Genomic DNA, 22,662 nt, shown 5'->3' with positions numbered 1-22,662 from the left:
TCACCGTGATCAAGCAGGTCAACGCCGTCGGGCCGGCCGCCGGGCAAGCCCCCGTACCGGTCAGCCGCCGAGGACATGCGGGCTCTTCGGCCCGCCGGCGGCCGGCAGTTCCTGCCAGGCGCCCGCCGGGGTGAGGCCGGCGGCATCGAGGAGGTTTCCTCCGCCGGCGGTCACCTTCAGGTGCGCGAGATCGACGCCCCGGCCTTCGTAGACGGGGTCGGTGGTGTACCGCCAGCGCAGTTGTACGGGTCCGGTGGCCTGCGGGATCTCCGCGTGCACCTGCCACCAGGCGCGGACGCCCTGCCCCGACAGCGACGTCGGGCTTCCGGGCGGCGCTCCGGTGCCGGTCGCCCGGAGCGCGAGGGGCTGCCAGGTCGCGCCGCCGTCGGCGGAGGTCTCGACGTAGAGCCGGTCGGTCGACTCGGTGTTGACGAACGCGGAGAAGTCGACGTTCAGCGGGGTGCCGGCCGTGAGCGGTGTGCCGACCGTCGACGGCGTGCCGGCCGTAAGCGGTGCGCCGGCCGTAAGCGGTCCGGTGGTCAGCGGTCCGCTGGTCAGGGTGCTGGTCGTGCCGCCGCCCTGTCCTGAGAACCAGGTCGGGCCGCCACCGGGCGGCTCGACCCGCATCGCCTGCGCCATCGCCTCGCCGATGGCCCGCCGCGGCGGGTTGGTCGACGGCGTGTTCCGCGTCGGGTGGACGCGGTTGCTGAGCAGGATGACGAAGGAGCGCGACTGCGGATCGATGACCAGTGACGTACCCGTGAACCCGGTGTGGCCGAGGGTCTGCGGGCCCGAGAGGCCGCCCATGTACCAGATCTGGTCGAGTTCGAAGCCCAGGCCGTGCGAGTCGCCGGGGAACGCCTCGTTGAAGTTCTGCTCCATCAGCCTGACGCTGTGCCCGCTGAGGATGCGATGGCCCTTGTACGTACCGCCGTTGAGGATGGACTGCGCGAGCACCGCGAGGTCGTCGACGGTGGAGAAGACGCCCGCGTGGCCGGCGACGCCCCCCATGGCCCAGGCGTTCTCGTCGTGGACCTGGCCCCGGACCATGCCGCGCGGCGGGCTCGTCTGGTACTCGGTCGCCGCGATCCGCGGCAGTTCGGCCGCCGGCGGGTTGTAGCCGGTGTCGGTCAGGTGGAGCGGCCGGGTGACGCCGTCGCGCACGAGGGTGTCCAGCGGCTTGCCCGTCACCTTCTGCAGCACCAGCTGAAGGCTCAGCATGTTCAGGTCGGAGTACAGATACGTGGTGCCGGGCGGGTTGATCGGCTTGGTGTCGAGGATCGCCTTCTCCCGGGAGGGGATGTCGGGATAGCCCTGCCACAGCGAGGGCACCGGGTCGGCGTCGAACCCGGAGGTGTGGGTGAGGAGTTGCTCGATGGTGATGCCGGCCTTGCCGTTGGTGGCGAACTCGGGCAGGTAGTGCGCCACGGGGGTGTCCAGGTCGATCCGGCCCGCTTCCAACTGCTGCATGGCCACGATCGAGGTGAACAGTTTCGACAGGGAGGCCAGGTCGTAGATCGTGTCGGTGCGGGCCGGGACCCACTGGTCCTGCGGGAGTTCGGTGGTGGCGTCGGCGTACTTCACCGCGTAGCCGCCGGCCGCGCGTTCGGCCACCACACCGTCGTGCGCCATCAGCGTGGTGGCTCCGGGGAAGAGGTAGTTCGCGCCGCCGGCCGGGTCCTCCCACTGGGCCATCTGGCTTTCGAACGCGTCAATCGGCGCCGCGTCGAGCCCGGCTGCGCCGGGTGTCCCCCGGCGCAGCACCGTGTCGGCCGGGGCGAACGCCGAGTACGGCCGGTCGAACCGGCCGCTGTCGCCGTGCCGGGCCGGCGGGGTCGCGGCTGCGGCGCCGACGCCGGCGCCGGGAAGGGCGAACGTGAGGGAGGCGAGCAGCGCTGCCGCTGCGGTGAGCGCAGGGATCCGCATGTGAACCTCGTCCGTGGAGGTCGTCGTACGCCTGCCGGGCCCGGTCGCGGCACACAGTGGCGAGCGCGCCACGGGACCCGGTTTGGAAAGTTTCTGACCAGAAGATGATCGGCATCGGTAAGTTACTGACCACCGCGGCGCGGGTCAACCACTCGGCCCCCAACAACCTCTGCAGGAACGCTCTCTGACCACTCGGCACGGCGGCGCGGGGGCGGCGCTTGCGGCGCGGGGGCGACGGCCGCGGCGGTCCATCCCCGCTCGTACGGGGAGCAGTTGATCTGTACGTACTCCGCGTTCAGGCTCGCGGGTCCATCCCCGCTTGCGTGGGGAGCACCACTCGACACACGACGCGCAGCCGGAAAAGGAGAATGGCAACCGCGGGTCGCCGTGGGTGGATCTGCTTGCAGATGAAGCCGAACACGTGCGAGCGTCGGGCGTGACCGTGACGCTGGGAGACAGGCGCCGATTTGCCGCCGAAGTCGGTGAATGGGACAACGTGGCTTTGTTTGCGGGAACCGGCTCTGGCTCAGCTTCTGTGACGCGGCCACTCTGAGTGACAGCCGGACCTCTATGAGCCGTACACGAAGTCGCCCGAAAATGGCCCGTTGGCCCGGCGGTTGGGCTGACAGTTCGGGGCCGTGGAAGAGGTCGTGGTCCGGCTCAAGGAGTTGTTGTTCCCGTCGATCGCGGACGTCGCGGTGCTGTCGGTGGACGTGAACACCGAGACAGTGCGTATCGATGCGCACGGCATCGCGAACGGTGCCGTGTGCCCGGTCTGCGGAGCCTGGTCGAACCGGGTGCATGGTTCCTACCTGCGGTTTCCCACTGATGTGCCGAGCGGTGACCGAAGCGTCGTTCTCCAACTGAGGGTCCGTCGGTTCACCTGCGAGAACTCAGGCTGTGCTCGCCGTACCTTCGTCGAGCAGATACCCGGTCTGACCCGTCGGCACGGTCAGTGGACAGAGCGGTTGCGCTCCACACTGGCCGCAGTCGGCCTGGCCCTCGCGGGCCGGGCCGGGGCCCGTCTTGCCCGTGTTCTAGGGGTGCCCGTCAGCCGCAGCACGGTGCTCCGGCTGGTGGACGCTCTTCCCGAACCCGAGATCCCCGCGCCGCGGGTGGTCGGCGTCGACGAGTACGCCACCCGCAAGGGCCGCCACTATGGCACTGTCCTCATCGACATCGAGACCCGGCGCCCCGTCGATCTGCTGCCGGACCGGGAGGCGTCCAGCCTGGCGGCTTGGCTTGCTGAACGGCCATGCGTCGAGGTCGTCTGCCGCGACCGGGCGCCGTTCTTCGCCGAAGGCGCCTCCGCCGGCGCCCCTCAGGCCCTCCAGGTTGCGGACCGGTGGCACCTCTGGCACAACCTGAGCGAGGCTGCCGAACGGGCCGTCGCCCAGCACCGCCGCTGCCTGCGAGCCCTTGTCCCGGCCGCCCCCGAAGCCGAGCCTGTGCCCGCCTCGGAAGACGAGTCGTCCGGTTCACCCTGGCCGACGGGGCACCGGTTCGCCGACCGCACCAGGTCCCGGCACGCCGCCGTTCACGCACTCCTGGAGGCTGGACACAGCCTGCGTTCGGTCCAGCGGCAGCTCGGCATGGCCTGGCACACCGTCAGACGGTTCGCCGACGCCGAGAGGCCCGATGATCTGTTCACCGGCCAGTGGCAGGACCGGCCCTCGGTGCTCGACGACTACAAGCCCTACCTGGACGACCGGTGGAACGAGGGCTTCACCAACGCGTGGAAGCTGTGGGAGGAGATCGTGCCGCTCGGCTACAAGGGCAGCTACCAGCGCGTTCGCGCCTACGTCCACAAGAAACGCATCTCACCGCGACCCGTGACCGCACGGCCCCCGTCGCCCCGAACGGTCTCCGGATGGATCCTCAGACGCCCGGAAACCCTCACCGAGCCCGAACGACTCCAGCTCAAGGCCGTCCGCACCCAGTGCCCCGAACTGGACGCCCTCACCCGACACGTCCGGTCCTTCGCGACCATGCTCACCTACCGCCAGGGCGAGCGCCTCCCGGCCTGGCTCGACGCCGTCCGGCGGGACGACCTGCCCAGCCTCCACACCCTCGCCGCCGGCATCGACCGCGACCTCGACGCCGTCATCGCCGGATTGACCTTGCCCTGGAGCTCGGGCGCGGTCGAAGGCCATGTCAACCGGATCAAAATGCTCAAGCGCCAGATGTTCGGCCGAGCCGGCTTCAAGCTGCTACGCAAGCGGGTACTACTCGCGTGAGCCAGCTGGCTGAGTTCCGGCTACTTCAGGAGCCGGAAACCGGACTGTTGGGCCCACGCTCGGAGGAATTCCGCCGAGCCGTACACGGCGGGCCACGGATCGGTCATCGTTGCGACGATGCCGGGAAGGCCGGCCACGATTGCAACCTGATCTTCTCGCAGCTCGGCGTTAGCGACACCACCGATCACATCCATGACGGCGGCGGTCAGCAGGGCCGTGACGAGGTGGTCGACAGGACGGTTGCAGAACGCGATGACGTCGACCGCGTGGGTGGGGGTGAAGCCGATGAGGGGTTCCTGGTCGACTTCGTCGGCGTGCTCGGCATCGAAGATGGCCTCGTCACCGATCCCAGGCCCCATGAGAGAGACCAGGAGAGGCCGACGTCCATCTACGTCCCCGGCATCCGCAATCCCGAGGCCCTCCGCGCGAATGTTCAGGTCGTACTCGCCGACCCGCTTCTCCTCAAACCGTGCCGAGGCGCCAAGAAGGAACTCGCGGAGCCGCTGGATCGCCACGCGAGGGACGGCCTCCGCCAACTCGATCACCAACACCGGTCCGCTCATGGCCCGGAGCCTAACCAGCCAGGAATGCCATCCCCAACCGATTACTCAGAGTGGCCGCGTCACAGAAGCTGAGCCAGAGCCCGTTCTGGTGGACAGAGCCACTCTGTGGTGGTTACCGGGGCATGACGACCGGCGGTCCGCTCCGGCTCGGCGTTTTTCTGCGCTGTGTCATTCTCTCCGCATGGGTGAGGATGTCTGGGCAACGCTCAGCGCGATAGAGCATGCGCTGCTGATCTGTGCGCAGGAGGCGACAGGGATTCTCCCCTATGCCGAGGCCGACATCGACGAGAGCGAGGACTACGAGCAGGCCGACCTTGTGCGCGGTGTGCTCGGGCTGGTTGATCACGGCTGGGTACAGGTCCATCGGATTGTGCCGTGGACCTCACCAGAAGGGCGCAGGGGACTCACCTACGGCCCACCGATTCCGCGCGAGCAGCTCCCCTCGATTCTTGAAGACCCGGCGACCTGGGACGACCCGGAGGACGCCAGGTGACTCGGCGCGGTCACGCTCTCTTTCACTGACGCGTGGAGAGAACTTCGCCGCCAGAAGTGAGGGAAGAGGTGCTGAGCGACCCCCCACCCGGCCCGGCTTGAACGGGCTGGTCCCCTCCACAACGGGTCAGGTGCCGGGGGTGCGGCTCCTGACCGACGCGAGCCGCCGCAAGTCTATGCGCGGGGTTCCTTGCTGGAAGAATTCAGCCGATTCGAATCGGGCGGGACGATCGGAGGAACGGGTGGCTGCTCACGAGCACTCTGGTGCGGTTTCGGCGACGGTGGGAACGGACGCCGGGATGCTTGTCCTGTGGGATCCGCGGCGGTTCGAGGGCGTCGTCGATCACGAGACCTGGGAGGACGAGCTCCTGGAGGACGAGGACATCGTCCGGCACATCCGGGCGGGTTCCCTCGTTCCGCTCCACGTCGACAGCGACGGCGCGTTCCGTGTTCTGGTGCGGGTGGGTACCGCGTCCGTGCCGGCCGCGTTGACCGAGCGCGAGAGGGGCCACCAACTGGCCGCCTCCCAGCCTTATCTTTTCGTCTCCGGCGGTCGCGCGATCGTCGGCGGGATCGAGGACGTCAGCGGCGACGCCTCCGACGGCACGATCGAACAACCTGTGCCCGAGGGGCGCTGTGCCGTGGTCGTCCACGTGATCGACTGGCAGGCCGAAGCAGGCAGCTACGACGAGACCGGGCGGCCCCTTCCGGGCGCCCTGCCGGACTTCGTGGTGCTGATCAACCCCGCTCAGCCCGGTCATGGCACCTTCCGGACCGTGATGAACACGTTCGAGGCCCCGAACGGCTGACGTGGGCGGGCCGGGGACCGGGTGGTTATGTGCGCGACGGGGCGCGGGGTGGTGCGGGGCGGGGGGAGTTGTCGGGATTGGGCGGCTCCGGCGGGGATGGGGTGTCAAAATGGGAGTTCGCGGATGCCAGGCGGCGGGCGCTCGGGGAGGGGTGCTGTTGGCGGGGACGGATCCGGTGGGCACGGCGTGGCGCATTCATGCGGCGTTGGCGGAGTGCACCGGGCGGGTGGATGCCAAGGCGAGCTTCGCGGTGAGTCGGGAGTCCGCGGGGCTCGCCGCACTGTCCTGGATGGTGGGGTAGCGCGTTGACCGGCACGGGGCGAACGGGGAACGCGACGACCTTCTGGGCCTCGCTGGGTGCCGCGGACCGGGCCGAGTTGAGCCGGCTCGGGACGAACGTGGTGCGCCCGGCGGACACGCAGTTGCTCGCTCAGGGCGAGGCGTCCGACTACCTGATCGTGGTGCTGCACGGGTGGATCAAGGTGGCCGCGCACTCGTCGGGCGGCTACCGGGCGCTGCTCGCCTTACGCGGTCCGGGGGATCTGCTCGGCGAGCAGGCGGGGTTGGAGGGGCGGCGGCGGGGCGCATCCCTGCACACCGCGACGGATGTGAGCCTGCTGCAGGTGACGGCGGACCGCTTCGGCGAGTTGGCCCGGCGGCGGTCCTCGGTCGGACGGTCGGTGGAGCAGTCGCTCTCCAGGCGGCTCCGGGAGGCGGACGTCCAACGGGCCGGTATCACCGAGCCGGTGTCGGTCCGGCTGGCCGCGGTGCTGCTCGACCTGTGCGAGCGCTGCGGGGAGCCCGGCCGCGGCCCCGGCGAGGTGCGGATCGGCCTGCCGCTGTCCCAGGACGACCTCGCCGGGCTGGTGCTCAGTTCGCGCCGCTCGGTCAGCAGGGTGCTGGAGGACTGGCGCGGCAGGGGCGTGATCGTCACCGGCCGCAGGTCGCTGTCGGTGATGTCGGTGGACCGGCTGAAGATGCTCGGCTCGGACGGCTGACCCACCTCACGAGCCGTGTCCCGGCCGCCGCCGCGCGCCGCGAGGGCCGTCCACAGAACACCCGGCCCGTTCACAGCGCGTCCACGTCGATCCGCACCACGTCCGGCACGCCCCTCCCCTCCAACGCCCGCTCCAGCGCGGCGATCCAGTCCGCGAACCCGGGCCTCTGCCGCGGCGCCGGACTCATGCTCAGCAGCGCCAGGTACTCCAGTTCCGGCGACACGGTCCCCAGCGGACCGGAGTCCCGAGACCGGCCGTCCCCGGCGAACATCCGCACCGCCATCAGGCCGAACTTGAACATGTCCGTCCAGGGGGTCGGCCCGCCTCGCTCCGGTGGCTCCCAGCCCGCGGACTCGGCCCGGGCGAGGGCCGGACTCCCCCGCCAGCGCATCAAGTCGCAGTGGGTGAGCAGGCAGCGCGGCCAGACAGCGACGGTGAACAGGACCCGGTGCGGCGCGAGGTCGCCGACCACCACGCCGTGCCGGTGCAGGCGGCCGATGATCTCGGCCAAGTCCTTGAGCAGCCGCAGCCGTTGCGGACGTCCGACGGGCAGGCCGAGCCGCTCCAGGTACGCGTCGGAGCGCAGCAGGAGTTCCACACCCCGCGGCCGGGGGCCCGGCAACTCCGGTGCGTCGAGCAGGAATTCGGCCGGGATCCGCCTCATCAGGAAGCCCGACGTCGCGCCGGACCGGGTGCCCAGCGCCAGCGGCCAGAGCAGACGCGAGTCGAGGAAGGCACGATCGGCGGCGCTGAGGGTGGTGGGGAACGCGGCCATGGTCGCCAGCCGTTGGGGGTCGGCCAGCCGCCCGGGCCGGTACTCCTTGTACGCGAGGTGGCCGGGCAGCCCGGGGTACGGCCTGGTGACCGTGTACACCACACCGTCCCTGCCCTCGCCGAGCGGGATGTCCCGGTAACCGGCGGCGTCCTCGACCGAGGCATCGGCCCCCGTACCCCCGGCAACGGCATCGGCATCGGCAACGGCCCCGGCGCCCCCGGACCCGGCATCCGCAACGGCCCCGGCATCCCCCGCACCTGCAACGGCCCCCCTCCCAGCCGCCCCCGGCACCAACCGCGGTGCCCGGTACCCCCCAGGCAGCCGCACCCACGCCCGCACGCCCCCGCGCTCCCCCGTCCCGATGTCGAACGACCCGTACTCCGCCGCCCGGATTCCGCGATACCCGCCCGTCACCACCGTCTGGTAGATCCGGTCGGACACGACGACGACCATGTTCGCGTCCGGCACGGCCCGCAGCGCCCGCCGTACCGGCTCGGCTCCGACCAGTTGGGCGGCCTCACCGACCGCCCGCCCGGCCGGCCGGCCGCCGTGCTCGGCCACCGGACCGTCGGCGAACCCGACCCGCAGCCGTATCCGGCGGTCGGCACCGGACCGTTCGCGCAACACGGAGAGCAGGCCGTCGAGTACGCGCACCATGTCGCGCAGCAGCGTCGCGGCGCTGTACCGCTGAGGCACCAACAGCAGTACCCCTGACCCCTGTTCATGCGACACGCACAGCTCCCGGTCGATGCCCGCCAAGGTCATCGCGTGGTCGACGGCCTTGTGCCACTCCTCCGACCTGCGCGCCCGCGATGCGTCCGCGCCCGCACCCGAACCCGCCCCCGCGCCCGCGCCCGCCCCCTCCCCCGTGCCCGGCCCGTCGACGGCCAACTGGACGATCCAGTACGGGACCGGATCAGCCCACCTCACCGGGCCACCTCAGCATCCGCTGTGGCTGACGCCGCCCCGGGGCGCCTTGAGGATGTGGTACTCACCGTCCGTGCTGGTCAGTTCATAGGTCACCGCCCAGTCCGTGCAGGTCTCGTCCTCCGCGCCGCCCGGTCCGTACCCGGGGTCCTGGTGGCTGCGGAAGGTCACCGAGGCCATGGTGTCGGAGCCCGAGGCGGTGAGTCCGACGAGGGCGACGTCGGACTCCTGGGTGGTGCTCATCGTGTGCTTCCACCGCGAGGTGCTGGCGTCGTCATTCACATCGACCGACGTCGTCCGCGGGTCGTAGAGCGACAGCGCGGTGTCGTAGTCCTGGGCGTCGATCGCCCCGTAGAACCGGCTGAACAGGTCGCCCACCGCGACCGCCTCGGGATCCGTGTCGACCGCGGAGGTGTCCACCGGCAGTTGACCGTCCGGCAGGTCGGGTGTGGTGCTCTCCTCGGTACCGGGGTCGTCGGTGGGGGTGTCCGGGTATCCGCCCGAGGAGTCGTCGGTGCCGGGGTCGAGAGCGGTCTCCTGGGTGCTCGGCAGTCCGGTGTCCTCGGTCGTGGGCAGACCGGTGTCCTCCACGCCGGGCTGGCCGGCGTCCTGCGTGCTGGACACGCCGGTGCCATTCGAGGGGCTGCCCCCGGAGGCCTGGTCGATGCCGAACCCCAGGAGGGCCAGGACGGTCAGCGAGACGGCCAACGACACCACGCCCTTCGCCCGTCCGGGGGGCCGCGGCGGCCGGCCGTAGGGGGTGTGCTGCGACGGGACGACCCGGGGCGGCAGCACGAAGCCCTGTGGCGGTGCCGGTGCGGCGGCCGGCGGCGGCGGGTGGCTCGGGGTCGCGTACAGGACGGAGGACAGCGCGGTCTGCGTCTGCTCCGGGTCCGGCACGGGCGGTTCGTCCAGCATCCGGTCCAGCGCTTGCTCCAGCGGCTCCACCCAGTCGTCCACCGTCGGCCGGCTGCCGGAGTCGGGCAGTTGGCTCTGCCGGGCGAGGTCGGCCAGGGCCGGTGAGATCGCCACGAGCGGCTTCGCGTCAAGGCTGTCCTGGTCGCCGTTGAAGAGCCGGACGGCCAGGCGTCCGAACTTCAGCGCGTCGGAGGACGGCGTCGCCTTCTCCTCCCCGTCCGGCAGCTCCCAGCCGGTCGTGTCCACCTGCTCGACCACCGACTGCCCGCGGTAGCGCATGGAGTCGCAGTCGATCAGCAGGCAGCGCGGCCGTCCGAGGAGGGTGAACAGCACGTTCTTCGGCGAGAGGTCTCCCACCACCACGTCGAGCCGGTGCAGTCGGGCGATCAGGACGGCCAGGTCCTTGAGGAGTTCGAGGCGTTGGGCGTCGTCCACGTGCAGGCCGATGGCGCGCTGGTACGTCTGCGCGTTGAGCAGATACTGGAGGCTCTGGGCCTTGGAGCTGCCGGCGATCTCGATGAAGAACGCGGTCGGCACCCGCCGCATCAGGAATCCGGTCAGCCGCGCGTCCTGCCGGCCGAGCGCGATCGGCCACGCCAGCCGGGAGTCGAGCAGCCTGCGGTCGTCCGGTTCGACGGAGTCGAGGAACCCGGCCATCTGCTCCAACAGGTCGGCGGAGACCGGGACTCCGGGCAGGTACTCCTTGTAGACGTACTCCCCCGTCAGCCCGCCGGGCGGCGTCGGTACGCCGAACACCTTTCCCTGGCCGCCCTCGTCCAGCAGGCGGTCCTGGTACGGCCCGAGTTCGGCGGGGTCGAAGTGGATCACGCTCACGCCGGTCGCACCTCCGACCCGTGGCCGGTGTTCCACAGCGCGACCAGGGTCCGGTCGTCGTCGAAGGTCTCCCGGGAGAAGTCCAGCAGATGGGCGAAGCGCAACGGGCTGACGGGCTCCCGGAGTTCGCGGACGAACAGCCGGGCGACGTCTCCCTCGCCGTCACCCACCGGGTCGCCGAAGCCGTCGGTGCCGACCAGGACGACGCTGCCCGGGTCGAGGTAGAACGTCTGCGGCCGGAAGTGCTGGGGGATGCGCGGCAGCGGGCTGACGGTGGAGGAGACCAGTCCGTCGGCGGTGGAGTCCTTGCCGCCGACCAGCCGGTGGATCCGGCCACCCTTCAGCTGCCAGACCCCGGAGTCCCCCACCGACACCACGGCGACCTCCACCCCTTGCGGCGTGGGCGTGGCGGTGCCGGCCACCAGGGTGGTGGCGAGCAGCTCCTCGGTGGCGAGCACGTCGGCGTCCGGCCGGTGCAGGATGCGCCGGGCCTGCTCGACCAGTTGCCAGTGGACGGTGGTCAGCAGCCTCGACCAGTCGGTGTTGTGCACACCGGACGCGGTCAGCTGGCTCAGCAGTTCGTCGACGGCGCTGCGGCAGGCGAGTTGGGACCCGACGTGCGGCTGCCGGGCGTCGGACACCCCGTCGGCGACGGCGAAGGCCACCGTGCCGGTCTCCGGGTGGTAAGCGGCGGCCGCGTCGTCCTCCCGCGGACGGCCGTCGTAGCGGTGCTGGTAGCCGCGTACGGACGCAAGTCGCAAGTGCAGCGCCGGAGTTGACCATCCGTCGCACAGCGTGTCGGGCCGGTAGGACAGGCCGGTGGGCGGCGCGGCCGGGAAGTCGGCCACCGGGCGGCCGACGACGACCGGCCGCCAGGGGTCGGTGCGGTCGGCGGTGCGCGAGGCGGGCGGCTGTGGGTCCTTCGCGTGCCGGGGCTGTGCCGCAACGGGGCCGGGCGGCAGCACGTCCGGCCCGTACGCCGCCACGGGCTCCGGCGGCTGCACGTCCTGCCCGTGTACTGCTGCGGGTCCCGGCGGCAACACGTCGTGCCCGTAAGCCGCCACGGGCTCCGGCGGCAGCAAGTCGGCCCCGGGCGGCCGGGGTTCGGTGGCCCTGCGGCCGAAGAGGGACGCCACGTCAGATCACCTCGATCGCGAGGGTGAAGCCGTCCGGGCGGTCCACCACGAGCTGCGGATCGGCGGAGTTGAGCGAACGCCCCGACGCGATCACGCTCTTGGTCAGCGAGGTGCAGAACTTGGCGATGGCAGCGCCCACGTCCACCCCCTGCCTGGCGACGAAGCCGAACTCCTCCTGGGTGGCCACCTCCGCGATCGTCGCCGCGTCCGCCTCGCCGATGCCGCAGGCGATGATGTTCGGCGCGGCCGGGGTGGACGCCTTGTCGGTGAGCCGCCGGTGCACCGACCGCCAGTCCTCGTCGGGGTTGGGCGCGCCGTCGCTGAGGAAGAACACCGCGGGCCGGTGCACCTTGTAGCCCTCGCTCTTGAGGGCGGCCACGTCGCGCGGGATCCGGCCGGCGAGGTCGGCGAACGCGGTGGCGTAACTCGTCATGCCCCGCGTGTACAACTGGGGCAGTTCCGCGGCGGTGCGCAGGTCCACCATGCGGACACGTTCGGCCACGTCGTCGGCGAATCCCAGCACGGAGAAGCGCACCTTGGCCGCGGCCATCGGTTCACCGAGCAGCGCCTGGTGCAGCGAGCGCAGCCCGTCGTTGAGGTCGCCGATGTCGTCGACCATCGAGCCCGACTCGTCGGCCAGGACATAGATGGGGAGCAGGTGTCCCCGGTTGCCGTCCATGATTGTCGAAGTCCTTCCAGGTACGCCGTGCATACGGGCTCAGAGAACGTCGGTGGCCGGCCGGAAGCCGTCCGGGGCGGGCACGTTGAACTCGCTTCTTCCGGCGGCGAGTTGCTGCCCGAAGTCGAGGACGCAGTCGCGCAGGTACGCCGCGTAGCTGTGTGCCGCCGACGCCGCGTCCGAGTGCGGCGCGGCGACGTGGCCGAACTCCGCGCGGGAGGCGATGCGCCCGATCGCACCGGGCTCCGCCTCGCCCAGCCCGCAGGCGATGATCTGCGGCGCCGACGGGTGCCGGGACACGTCCACCAGTTCGTCGTGCGCGTCCGACCAGTTGCCGTCGTCGGGCGCGTGGCCGCTGAGCAGGAACACCATCGGCCGCAGCACCGCTGTGTGCTGCGACTTGACCAGGGCCACGTCCTGCGGCAGCAGCATGAGCAGGGTGCGGAACGCGTGCGCGTAGGACAGGCCGGGGCGGCGGACGAGGATGGGGGTCCGCGTGCCCGGGCCGACGTGATCCAGCGTGAGCCGTATCTGCGTGTCGGCCGCCATGCCGAGTACGCACAGCCGGACGGCGGCGGAGGCGACCGGGTTGCCGGACAGGGCGTCGTGCAGCGCGCTCAGGCCGCGGTTGAGCTCGTCCAGCGCGCCGGGCGCGAGCGACTCGTCCAGCACCAGGTAGATCAGCGTGGCCGCGGGGAACGCGGGGGACGCGGGCGGTTTCGCGGTCGGCGTGACGAGCGTCGGCTCGTAGAACTCCCCGGCGCCCTGGGGGGCTGCGGCCCCCGCCCCGTCCTGGCCGGCCCGGGGGTACCGCGGCGGGGGTCCGGCGTGGGCCGCGGACCCCGCCGCGAACCCCGCCGCGGCCGCGTCGCCCAGCGCCAGCGGCGTGTCCCAGCCGACGTTCGGCCGTGCCGGATCGGCCGCCAGACCGCCCGTGGCGGCCTGCACCTGCCCGACCAGCTGGTCCCGCATGGGGTTGACGTCACCCGGCAGGATGAGCCCCTTGTCCGTCATCATCTTGAACAGGCCCAGGGCGCGGTCGTACTGCTCGCCGGTGTGGTGGGACCTGGCCTCCTCCAACTGCCGCATCATCCCGACCGCGCTGGCCGCGTCCTCGGGGTGCGTGACCAGGTAGTAACGGATCATGCTCTCGCTGGTGTTGAGCACCGAGCCGAGGGCGGCGTCCTGCCTCCTGGTCGTCTCCAGGTCGGCCAACTGCCGCTGCGTGTCCAGTTCGATCCGCCGGCTCAGTTCGCCCACGTCGGCCTGGTGCACGGCTCGGCCCGTGGTCTCGGTGCGCCGGGCCTCCAGCAGGCCGTTGAGGTAGGACCGGGAGGCGGCGTCCGGCCGGACCGACACCCGGCAGTCGTGGAAGCGAAGGCCCGGGTGCAGCGGCACGGATCCCGCGCAGTGCTGGTTCAGCGCGCTCTGCAGGCCGAAGGAGTCCTCGATGTCGAAGTTCTGACCGGTGCTGTGGAAAAGGGAGTTGACGTATCCGTAGACCACCGCGAGCGCGTCCGGCTGCCCGCCGGCCACCCACGCCTTGGCTCCCTCGATGCCGTCGATGTGGAAGCCGAAGGTGACCGTCACCTCGAACTCGTGCACCTTGTCCCGGGAGACGATCGGGGTGCGGCCCAGCAGGACCGTACGGGACTGGTCGCGCATGTCGACCTCGTACCGGGTGCGGTACCGGGAGAAGACCTGCCGTGACGGCGACAGCGGGCGCCCGTCGAAGCACTCGACGTCGCCGCTCGCCGTGGCGTACACCACCGCCAGGTACGGGAGTTTGCTCTTGGTCGGGCCCAGCGCCACCCGGGGCACCGAGGTCTGGCTGGCGATCAGTGACACGGGTTCGGCCACCGTGGCACCTCCTCAATCGGATCGTGTGGACGCGGAGGGAAAGCTCTGGCCGGTTCCGGCGGGACGGATCGCGGCGGGACGGCGGGACGAATTCCGGGGGGCTGGGCGGCCCGGGGCTCGGCGGCCCGGCCGTCCCCGCCGGCCCGCCCGGTCACGGGTTCAGCACGGACCGCAGCAGCGCCGCCGCCCGGTGCAGCGGGCGCAGGCTCCCGCGGGCGTCCCAGCCGACCGCGTAGCGCAGCAGCAGCTCCCGGGTGCGGGTGTCGCGCTGCGCGAGGTCGCGCATGATGCGGACGAACGCGTCCAGCAGTTGCGGATCCGCCTCGGACTGGGCGGCCCAGCTGGTCAGCACCCCGGCCGCCAGGTCGCCGTAGAGCTCACCGCAGATCACCTCGGACCACAGTTGGGCCAGCAGACCGCGCAGCCGCTCGTCGGTCATCGACAGGTGCATCAGAGTGGGCCGGCTGGCGGCGGAGGCGCCCGGCGCGGGCTCGGCGTCCTCGATGACCAGGGTGTCGGCCAGGATGAGAAAGCTGAGGTGCCCGCACTCCCGGGTCTCGGGCTCCGCCACCATCCTGACGAGCGTCCGCAGGACCAGCGGCGCGTTGCCGGCGAGATCCTCCTCGATCAGGTCGGCGAAGCTGTCCCCGACGGCGACGTCGACAGCCACGTCCCCCACCGTGCCCAGCCGGGACAGACCCTCCAGGGCGGCCGTCAGGTCGGCGCCGCCCAGGCACCGTCCGTAGGCGCGGGCCGCGGCGGCCTGCGACTCCCACTGCCCGGACATGAACCAGGCGTCGACCAGGGCACTGACCCCGGGCCGCAGCTCCGGATTCCGCACGCACACCCGCAGCGCGTGGGCCACCGCGTCACGGCGCCGGCGGCCGTGCTGACGGTCCGCGATCCACTGCGGGAACACCCGGGCACTCAGCAGGTCGAAGGACACGGAGGCGATCAGACCGAGCGCGGTGCCGGCGAAACTGAGGATCTGGTCGGAACCGGAGTCGACCAACTCCCCCAGCCACGCCAGCAGTTCCTGCTGGGCCCGGTACTCCGTCCACACGTGCCGGATCAGCCGGCTCGGATCGCCGCCGTCCCGGTACTCGATGACCGTGCACGGCACATCACCGAACTCGCCGCGGGTCAGCCCCGAGGACGTACGGGCCCGTAACCGCTCCAGCTCGTGCCGGTGCGACAGGGCGAACGGGTCGCGGACGCGCGGGAGTTGGTCGGTGTCGGCGGCGGACCCGATCACCCGGCCTTCGGGTTCGAAGCGCCGCAGCAGTGCGGCGCCGGCCAGCGCGATGTCCTCCTGCGGCAGGCCGTTGAGGACGGCGAGGGCGACGGCGTGGGTGCGCAGCACCGGATCGGCGAGCTGCTCGAACCGGGTCTCGGGGTCCTCGCTCTCGCTCTCCTTGATCAGCGCCCTGACCCGGTCCCAGTCCAGGGCGCCGCCGAGGTGCTCGTCGGCGAGGACGTCGGCGGCCAGGGCCGCGGTCCTGCATGCCGCGTTCTCCCCGAGGTGGTCGGCGATCAGGGCTGCCGCCTCGGGCCCGGCGAGCAGCTCCGCGGCCTCGCGTTCGCTGACGCGGCGCACCAGGTGGGCGAGCAGGACGTCCCGGAGGTCCTCGGGCCGGGCCAGCCGCTTCAGGTAGCCGGCCAGGTCGCGGTCGAGCCGGGGCTCCGACCCCACGGTCAGCACCAGGTGGGCGCCCGCCTTCTCCAGCATGTCCTCCAGGCCCTCCAGGCGCGCCTCGCGCAACTCGGCGGCGTCCTGCGGGCTGGTGACCAGCAGGCCGGGGCGCTCGCCCAGGCTCTCGACGTCGGTCAGCCAGCCGAGGTCCGCGACGGAGTCGAGGAAGTGCCACGAACAGGCGCCGGCCTTCAGCAGGAGCCTGAGGGCGGCGGCCGTCTTGCCGCAGCCCGCCGGGCCGCGGAGCACCATCGAGCGCTTACGCCAGGCGTTGTCGTACAACTCCGCCCAGTGCGGCGGCGGATGGAAGGCGTGCCGTGCCGCCTGCACGTACGCGTCCGGCACCGGCCGCGGCCGCACCTGGCGCCAGGTGCCGTTCACGTAGATCTTGTCGCCGGCGACGGAGTCGCCCTCCACCTTGATGCGCGCCTCCTCCTGGAGGCGTCTGCGCTTGCTGCCCTGGCCGGGGCGGCCGGTGGCGCCGGCGGCGTTCGCGTCCTGGCCGCCGCCCGGCTGGTTGGCGTCGGCGGCCTTGTCGGCGCCCGGGGGCGTCGCGGAGGAAGGGTCGCCGGCGGGCGGCGCGTTGCCGGGGGGCGGGGCGCTGCCGTTCGCCGGGGGCGCGGTCGTGGGCGGGGGCGTCGTGGGCGTGGCCGTGGGAGCCAGGGCGGGCGGGGTGGTCATGTCGTGACCGGGCCCGTGGTGTGGATCGTGACGATCTTGTCGGCCACCTGCTTGGTGAAGTCACCTGCGACGCGGACGTGGTCGCCCGCCACGTAGTCGCCACTGATGTGGATCGAGCGGCCCGCGGGCCCGTCCTCCTGGTTCAGGGCGGCAGGGACCGGGGCGGCCGGGATCGGGGCGGCAGGGTCCGGGGCGGCCGGGGCCGGAACGACCGGGATCGCGGCGGCCGGGACCGGGACGGCCGCATTCGAGGGGAGCGGGGCAGTTCCCCCGGCGGCTGCCCCGCCCCCCGCTCCCGGGGCGGCACCGGGCACGGGGGAGCCCCCCTCCGCTCCCGCGCCCGACCCCCCTTGCGCCGCCGGGAGCCCGGGCGGGGACGGGTAACCCGGAACGGTCACCCATCCCCGCCGAGCCTCTTGGTGCTTGGTGACGAAGTCGAACGGCAGGTAGGCCGCCGGGTCGATGCCCGGATGCCGGCCGACCACCACCGACTGGTGCACGTACTCCGAGACCACCAGCACCATGTGCGCGCGCTCGGCGGTGGCCAGCACCCGCCTGACCGGGCCGGCGTCCACCAGCCGCGACAGGTCGTTGATCGCGTCGCTGGTCAAGCGGTTGCCGTTGACGTTCACCGCGCCGTGGTGGAGCCCCACCCTCAGCCGCATGGCGTGGTCCTCGCGGTACGAGGCGTGGTGCGCGGCGAGCGCGTCCTGCAGCCCGCGCACCAGCTCCCGCAGCAGCACCGCGGTGCTGACCGTGGCGGGCAGCAGGTACAGCACACCGTCGCCGCAGTCCTGGTACCGGCACGCGGACTCGTCGATCCGGGACTTCCGCAGGGCGAACGACAGCACCTCGTACAGCCGGTCGTGCAGCAGGGCCTGGACGGCCTGCGGCCTGGTGCTGAAGTTCTCGATGTCCACAAGGAAGATCGACTGGTTGACGGGGTCGCTCGATTCCACGCGGGTTCCCTCCCCTGACCAGGCGGGCTCCCCGCCCCCCTGGCTTACTTGGATATGCCTAGCCTGCGAACGCGTCTACGCCACCTGGCGCACAGAGCCGGGACGTGATCCCCCGATCCCCGAGACCGCGCCGCCGACGGTAGGTGAGCGCCTTCCCCCCATGTACGGGAAAGCGAGAAATGTACGCGGAAAGCATGACGGTCCGTCATAATCACTGCGGTGCCCGGCCGGGGCGCCACGGGTCGGGCGGCGTCCGCCATGAAGTGAGGGGCGGGCGGGGCGGTGCCGCTCCGGTACGGGCAGCAGCAGGTCGGCAGCGGACCGTGATCGTCGCAGGCGGCTCGGCCCCGGTGCGCCTGCCGGGGTCAAGGGCGGCGGGGCTCCGCTTGTACTGTGCAGACCTGAACATCGAAAGGAAAACCGCCGTGAAGACCTTCATCATGCCCGGCACCGACATCCTCGCCCCGAACATCGTGCTCGGCCTGATGCGTATCGCCGACAAGTCCGACGAGGACGTCCGCGAACTCGTCCGCGTCGCGCGTGACGCGGGGATCGACTTCGTCGACCACGCCGACATCTACGGCGGCAAGCTGCACGCATGCGAGCGCCGCTTCGCCGAGGCGATGGCACTGACCCCGTCGCAGCGCGACGAGATCACCATCCAGACCAAGACCGGGATCGTGCCGGACGGGCCGTACTACGACTTTTCCTACGAGCACATCATCGAGTCGGTCGAGGGCTCGCTCGCGGCCCTGGGCACCGACCGCATCGACATCCTGCTGCTGCACCGCCCCGACGCGCTCGTCGAGCCCGAGGAGGTGGCCCGCGCGTTCGACGAGCTCGAGTCCTCGGGCAAGGTGCGCACGTTCGGTGTCTCGAACCACACTCCGCGCCAGATCGACCTGCTGCGCAAGTACGTGCGCCAGCCCATCGTGGCCAACCAGCTCCAGCTGTCGATCACGCACGAGCCGATCATCGCCCAGGGGGTCGCCGCGAACATGCTCGCGGAGCAGCAGGGGGCCACCCTCGACGGCGGCGGGATCGTCGACTACTGCCGCCTGAACGACATCACCATCCAGGCGTGGTCGCCGTTCCAGGCCGGCTTCTTCACCGGTGTCTTCCTCGGCTCGTCGGACTACCCCGAGCTCAACGCCGTCATCGACCGGCTCGCCGCCCAGTACGACGTCCCCGCCATCGCCATCGCGACCGCCTGGATCACCCGCCACCCCGCCCAGATGCAGGTCGTGCTCGGCACCACCACCCCCGAACGCGTCGCGGGCGCCGCCCAGGGCTCCGACCTCCGCCTGACCCGTGCCGAGTGGTACGAACTCTTCCGCGCCGCCGGCCACCTCGTCCCCTGACCCCGCAGGCAGGGGGCGGGCGCGGACCCGCCCCCTCAGGACCCGCCCCCTCAGGAGTACGGGCTGTCGTCCATGCGCTCTTCCTCCGGGGTCCGGTGGATCATCCACAGGCCGAAGGCAGCTCCGCCGATCCCGCCCGCGGCAGCCGCCACCCCTCCCCAGGAGCTGCTTCCCCCGAGCCCCAGAGCGAGCAGCCCGGCCAGCAGGACACCAAGCCCCGCGTACATGACGACGATGAAGACCGCCGCCATGTGCCGCTCCCGCAGCGGCGGCAGGCCGCCGTTCACCGTCCCGCTCCCGAGGCGGCGGCCGGACGGAGCCGGCCCCGCGCGGCGTTCGTCGCCGCGAAGGTCGCGGTGCGTCGGGTTCGTTGCACGGGGGCCTCGATTCGTCGTCCCGGCCGACTTCGCCTTCTTGCCGTCTGCCCCTGATCCGGCGCGACAAGGCACACCTGGAGCAGTCCCTGCCGGCAGGTGTCGACCTGGAGTCGTCCCGTTCGTCGTCTGTGCGGACCCCGTTCCGGGGTCGTGGACGGATGCGGAGGGAGGCCGCTTGACGGGGACACGGGAGCAGGAAGCGCCGTCGGGTGGGAGCGGGCGAGGGGCGGCCACGGGGTCGTGGCGTCGGTCGCGACGGCCGGGCTGTCCCGGCCGGCGTCCAGATCGGCGCGCACTTCGTCGGGGCGGCGGCGGGTACCGGTCGTCGGCGGCCTCGTACGCGGTCGGCTGTTGCCGGCCGCCGCTGCGGACCGCCTGCGCGTGAATGGGCGACGCGGCGGCGTCGCGGGTTCGGCCTCCGGGACGTCGTCGGAGCGGCCTCAGCGGCCGGCCCTCAGGTCCGGTTCGGTCACGTTCCTGAGGAAGAACACCGGGGTCGCCGCGGTGACCAGTGCGAACAGGCCGAACGCCGTTCGCATGCCGGCCAGTTCGGCCAGCACGCCCACCAGCGCCGCGCCCAGCGGCATGGCGCCGAAGGTGAAGAGCCGGGATGCCGCGCCGTAGCGTCCGAGCATCTCGTCCGGGACCATGTTCTGGGTGAGGGTACGGGCGTTGACCGACCAGAGCGTGCCGCCCATGCCGCCGAGGAAGGCGCCCGCCGCTACCGCCCAGATACTGGTGGTCACGGCGGGCAGAGCCACCATCGCGGTGGTGCCGAGCAGGTCGGCGAGCATGGCCCTGCGCGCGCCGAGCAGCCGGTTCACCCAGGTCACGGCCACGGCGCCGGCCAGACCTCCGACCCCCAGGGCGCTGAGCACGATGCCGTACTGCCTCGGCCCCAGGTGCATGGCCTCCCTGGCGTAGAGCGGCATGATCGCCAACCAGCCGCCCCAGGTGGCGGAGAGCACGGCGACGACCACCGACAGCGTCCGCAGCAGCCGGTCCCGCCACAGGAAGCGCATCCCCTCGGCGATCCGGCTGTTGACGGAGGCGGACGGCGCCCCCGCGGCCAGTGCCACTGCGGACGGTGCCCCCGCTGCCAGCATCCCCGCGCCCGGCGCCCCCGCAGCGCGCCCCTCGGCCCGGAAGCGGCCCGCGAGCAGCAGCAGGACGAGGGCCGCGACCGCGTAGGCGGCGCCGGCGGCTCCCAGCGCCAGAGCCGTTCCGGTGGCCAGCAGCAGTCCGCCGACGAAGGGGCCGGCGAACTCCTGTCCCACGGTCTCGGCGCCCACCATCCAGGTGTTCACCCGTTCCCGACCCGCCGCCGGTACCGCGGCCGGGACCAGGGCGGACGCGGAGGTGGCCGCCAGCACGTCGGCGACGCCGAGCACCGCGCCGGCCGCGAAGAGCAGGCCGAGGCTGATGCCGCCGGTCACGGCGGAGGCGGTGAGCAGGCCCATTGCCACCAGCCGCATCCCGTTCGCGCCCCACAGCAGCCACCGGCGGTCGAACCGGTCCACGAGCACACCGACGTGCAGGGCGACGAGCAGCCAGGGCAGCGTGAGCGTCAGGGAAGCGGCGGTGACCTGGGACGGAGAGCTGGTGAGGCGGGCGGCGAGCACCGGGAGCGCCATCTTCATCACGCCGTCGGCGAGGTTGGTCACGGCGGTGAAGCCGACCAGCACCACCGCGTTGCGGCGGCCGGAGCCGGGCAGCGAGCCGACCCCGGACCGCAGGGGTTGCGGCAGCGAGCCGGCCCCGGGCCGTACGGGTTGCGGCACCGAGCCGGCCCCCGGCTGCACGGCTTGCGTGCCCCGGCGGGCGCCGCACGCTGCGGATACTGCGGTTTCCATGGGGTACCCCCGAGTTGGCCGACCGGTGCTTCAACGGGTGAGAGCCGTGCGACCCGGTCTCACGAGGCCGGCGGGCGCCGCCCGTTGTCCAGCGGACGCCCCCTGCCGTCCAGCGGGCGCGGTGTGCGCTCCGGCCGGCGCCGCGTACGCTCCAGCGGGCGCCAGGTCAACCGCTCGCCGTCCCGTTCGGCGTGCCCGAACATCACGTCACCGAAGTGGATGCCGAAACCGAACGTGCCGGGCTCCGCCAACTCGGCGACCAGCCGGCGCCGATGGCCGGCCGACCCGACGGGGTCGTGGTCGAACGCCGAGGACCATTCGGGGTGGGCGACCTGGATCGGCGAGTGCAGCGCGTCGCCGAAGGCGATCAGCCGGCTGCCGCCCGAGCTGATGACGAACTCGGCGTGTCCGGGCGTGTGTCCGGCGGTGATCCGCATCCGTACGCCGGGGAAGACCTCCTGCCCGTCGGCCACGGTGCGTACGTTCGGGGCCAGCCCGGCGGCCTCGTGCGGCTCCAACTGGTCGCGGTGCGAGGCCCATTCCGGCGCGGAGACGAGGTAGTCGGCGTGGGCGAACGCGGGGCGGCCGAGGTCGCCGGCGGGATGCCAGGCCCAGCCGGTGTGGTCGGGGTGCAGGTGGGTGATGGCCACCGCCTCGATCTCCTCGGGCCGGCGGCCGAGCCGGGCCAGCTGGTCCAGGAGGCCGCCACCGTGGATCGCGCCGCGCGGGCCGTCCGGCGCGGGCGGCAGCGACCGCGGTCCGAAGCCCGCGTCGATCAGCAGCGCACGGTCGCCGCTCTCCACCAGCAGGCCGCCGATGCTCGCCACCAGGCTGCCGGAACGGTCGAGGAGTTCGGGGTGGGCGGCCCACGTCTCGCGGGTGCTGTCGGGAAACATCTCGCGCGGTCTGAGCAGCACCTCCCCGTCCGGTACGTATGACACCCGGGTGTCGCCCAGCAGCAGTGAACGCGTGCCGGCCGGCACCCGCAGCTGTTCGGTGGCGGACTGCGCCATGATCCTCATCCCCGTCCTCCTGGCAGGTCGTCGCCCGGCATTGCGGGGCGACGGCGCCACCATATGAGTCAAGTTAGAATCATGCAAGTTAGAAATATTCTTACTTGATGGACTTGCTAGGATGAAGACATGACGACGCCCTCGCAGTCACACGCCGCCGCCGAGCGGGAGCTGTGCGGCCTGCTGAACGGAATGGCACAGCGGATCGCCCAGCACGTACGCGAGCGCGCCGTCCCGCTGGGGCTCACCGCGGCCCAGGCGACGGCGCTGCGCGAGATGACCGGGCCGATGACCATGGGCGAGCTCGCCGAACGCATGAGCTGCGAGCCGTCCAACGCCACGTTCGTCATCGACAAGCTCGCGAAACAGGGCCTGGTCGAACGCCACCCCCACCCCACCGACCGCCGCGCCAGACTCCTGGTCCTCACGCCGGCGGGCACCGATCTGCGCGAGCGGCTTCTCGAACTCCTCGTCCAGGACTCACCCCTGGCCGGCCTGAGCGCCGACCAGCAGCGGGTCCTCCAAGGCCTCCTGGAGCAGGCGATCACCCGGCCTTCGGGGTGACCGCTCA

At 72.0% G+C, this 22,662-nt stretch carries 18 protein-coding genes; 6 read left to right on the top strand and 12 right to left on the bottom strand.

All coding sequences use genetic code 11. The annotated features are described in order from the left end of the window. Window positions 1-60 precede the first annotated feature (60 nt). On the bottom strand, window positions 61-1,926 hold the full coding sequence (locus tag ACQPW6_RS21375; protein ID WP_433891272.1) for a serine hydrolase: 1,866 nt from the start codon (window positions 1,924-1,926) through the stop codon (window positions 61-63). A 650-nt stretch (window positions 1,927-2,576) separates the two neighbouring features. Here ACQPW6_RS21375 and ACQPW6_RS21370 point away from each other — a divergent pair. Next, window positions 2,577-4,163 carry an ISL3 family transposase gene (locus tag ACQPW6_RS21370; protein WP_433891271.1) on the top strand — a complete coding sequence of 529 codons (1,587 nt, stop codon included), beginning with the start codon at window positions 2,577-2,579 and terminating at the stop codon, window positions 4,161-4,163. 20 nt (window positions 4,164-4,183) lie between these two features. Here the strand turns inward: ACQPW6_RS21370 and ACQPW6_RS21365 are convergent, their stop codons facing one another. Then, window positions 4,184-4,726 carry a DUF6368 family protein gene (locus tag ACQPW6_RS21365; protein WP_433891270.1) on the bottom strand — a complete coding sequence of 181 codons (543 nt, stop codon included), beginning with the start codon at window positions 4,724-4,726 and terminating at the stop codon, window positions 4,184-4,186. A 181-nt stretch (window positions 4,727-4,907) separates the two neighbouring features. On the opposite strand from ACQPW6_RS21365, the gene ACQPW6_RS21360 reads away from it, so the two are divergent. The 3 genes from ACQPW6_RS21360 to ACQPW6_RS21350 all read left to right on the top strand — a co-directional run bounded on the left by ACQPW6_RS21360 (window position 4,908) and on the right by ACQPW6_RS21350 (window position 7,025). Continuing rightward, window positions 4,908-5,219 (top strand): hypothetical protein, encoded by a 312-nt coding sequence (locus ACQPW6_RS21360; RefSeq protein ID WP_433891269.1) that lies wholly within the window; start codon window positions 4,908-4,910, stop codon window positions 5,217-5,219. 298 nt (window positions 5,220-5,517) lie between these two features. Continuing rightward, window positions 5,518-6,027: a hypothetical protein gene (locus tag ACQPW6_RS21355; protein ID WP_433891268.1), complete on the top strand. Its 510-nt coding sequence runs from the start codon at window positions 5,518-5,520 to the stop codon at window positions 6,025-6,027. Between the two features lie 305 nt (window positions 6,028-6,332). After that, window positions 6,333-7,025: a Crp/Fnr family transcriptional regulator gene (locus ACQPW6_RS21350; RefSeq protein ID WP_433891267.1), complete on the top strand. Its 693-nt coding sequence runs from the start codon at window positions 6,333-6,335 to the stop codon at window positions 7,023-7,025. 70 nt (window positions 7,026-7,095) lie between these two features. On the opposite strand, the gene ACQPW6_RS21345 is transcribed toward ACQPW6_RS21350, so the two are convergent. The 7 genes from ACQPW6_RS21345 to ACQPW6_RS21315 all read right to left on the bottom strand — a co-directional run bounded on the left by ACQPW6_RS21345 (window position 7,096) and on the right by ACQPW6_RS21315 (window position 17,487). Beyond that, window positions 7,096-8,730 carry a hypothetical protein gene (locus tag ACQPW6_RS21345; protein ID WP_433891266.1) on the bottom strand — a complete coding sequence of 545 codons (1,635 nt, stop codon included), beginning with the start codon at window positions 8,728-8,730 and terminating at the stop codon, window positions 7,096-7,098. Window positions 8,731-8,739: 9 nt separating this feature from the next. Beyond that, window positions 8,740-10,479, bottom strand: a complete 1,740-nt coding sequence (locus ACQPW6_RS21340; RefSeq protein WP_433891265.1) for a hypothetical protein — start codon at window positions 10,477-10,479, stop codon at window positions 8,740-8,742. Beyond that, window positions 10,476-11,615, bottom strand: coding sequence for a protein phosphatase 2C domain-containing protein (locus ACQPW6_RS21335; RefSeq protein WP_433891264.1), 1,140 nt, complete (start codon window positions 11,613-11,615; stop codon window positions 10,476-10,478). Before ACQPW6_RS21335 ends, ACQPW6_RS21340 begins: the two co-directional genes overlap by 4 nt. Window position 11,616: 1 nt before the next feature. Further along, window positions 11,617-12,294 (bottom strand): vWA domain-containing protein, encoded by a 678-nt coding sequence (locus tag ACQPW6_RS21330; RefSeq protein WP_433891263.1) that lies wholly within the window; start codon window positions 12,292-12,294, stop codon window positions 11,617-11,619. Window positions 12,295-12,333: 39 nt separating this feature from the next. Continuing rightward, the gene (locus ACQPW6_RS21325; RefSeq protein ID WP_433891262.1) at window positions 12,334-14,154 is read right to left on the bottom strand and encodes a vWA domain-containing protein; all 1,821 of its coding nucleotides are present in this window, start codon (window positions 14,152-14,154) and stop codon (window positions 12,334-12,336) included. Window positions 14,155-14,305: 151 nt separating this feature from the next. After that, a complete protein-coding gene (locus ACQPW6_RS21320) occupies window positions 14,306-16,528 on the bottom strand; it encodes a hypothetical protein (RefSeq protein WP_433891261.1) in 2,223 nt (740 codons plus the stop codon). Continuing rightward, window positions 16,525-17,487, bottom strand: coding sequence for a hypothetical protein (locus tag ACQPW6_RS21315; RefSeq protein ID WP_433891260.1), 963 nt, complete (start codon window positions 17,485-17,487; stop codon window positions 16,525-16,527). The genes ACQPW6_RS21320 and ACQPW6_RS21315 overlap by 4 nt, the downstream gene beginning before the upstream one ends. Window positions 17,488-17,912: 425 nt before the next feature. Between ACQPW6_RS21315 and ACQPW6_RS21310 the strand changes: the two genes are divergently transcribed. Further along, on the top strand, window positions 17,913-18,848 hold the full coding sequence (locus tag ACQPW6_RS21310) for an aldo/keto reductase (RefSeq protein WP_433891259.1): 936 nt from the start codon (window positions 17,913-17,915) through the stop codon (window positions 18,846-18,848). 50 nt (window positions 18,849-18,898) lie between these two features. Here the strand turns inward: ACQPW6_RS21310 and ACQPW6_RS21305 are convergent, their stop codons facing one another. From ACQPW6_RS21305 to ACQPW6_RS21295, 3 genes are all read right to left on the bottom strand, one after another. Further along, window positions 18,899-19,135 carry a hypothetical protein gene (locus tag ACQPW6_RS21305; protein WP_433891258.1) on the bottom strand — a complete coding sequence of 79 codons (237 nt, stop codon included), beginning with the start codon at window positions 19,133-19,135 and terminating at the stop codon, window positions 18,899-18,901. Between the two features lie 530 nt (window positions 19,136-19,665). Next, complete coding sequence (locus tag ACQPW6_RS21300; RefSeq protein WP_433891257.1) at window positions 19,666-21,078, bottom strand: MFS transporter; 1,413 nt, start codon at window positions 21,076-21,078, stop codon at window positions 19,666-19,668. Window positions 21,079-21,137: 59 nt separating this feature from the next. Next, complete coding sequence (locus ACQPW6_RS21295) at window positions 21,138-22,091, bottom strand: MBL fold metallo-hydrolase (protein WP_433894611.1); 954 nt, start codon at window positions 22,089-22,091, stop codon at window positions 21,138-21,140. 129 nt (window positions 22,092-22,220) lie between these two features. Here ACQPW6_RS21295 and ACQPW6_RS21290 point away from each other — a divergent pair, with 129 nt between their 5' ends. After that, on the top strand, window positions 22,221-22,655 hold the full coding sequence (locus tag ACQPW6_RS21290; protein WP_433891256.1) for a MarR family winged helix-turn-helix transcriptional regulator: 435 nt from the start codon (window positions 22,221-22,223) through the stop codon (window positions 22,653-22,655). The last annotated feature ends 7 nt before the right edge of the window (window positions 22,656-22,662 follow it).

This window comes from Streptomyces sp. CA-111067 (genome assembly GCF_050956065.1).
In the GTDB taxonomy this organism is placed as follows: Bacteria; Actinomycetota; Actinomycetes; order Streptomycetales; family Streptomycetaceae; genus Actinacidiphila.
The sequence above is the reverse complement of the archived record's forward strand: the minus strand, read 5'-3'. Positions and strand labels throughout refer to the sequence as shown.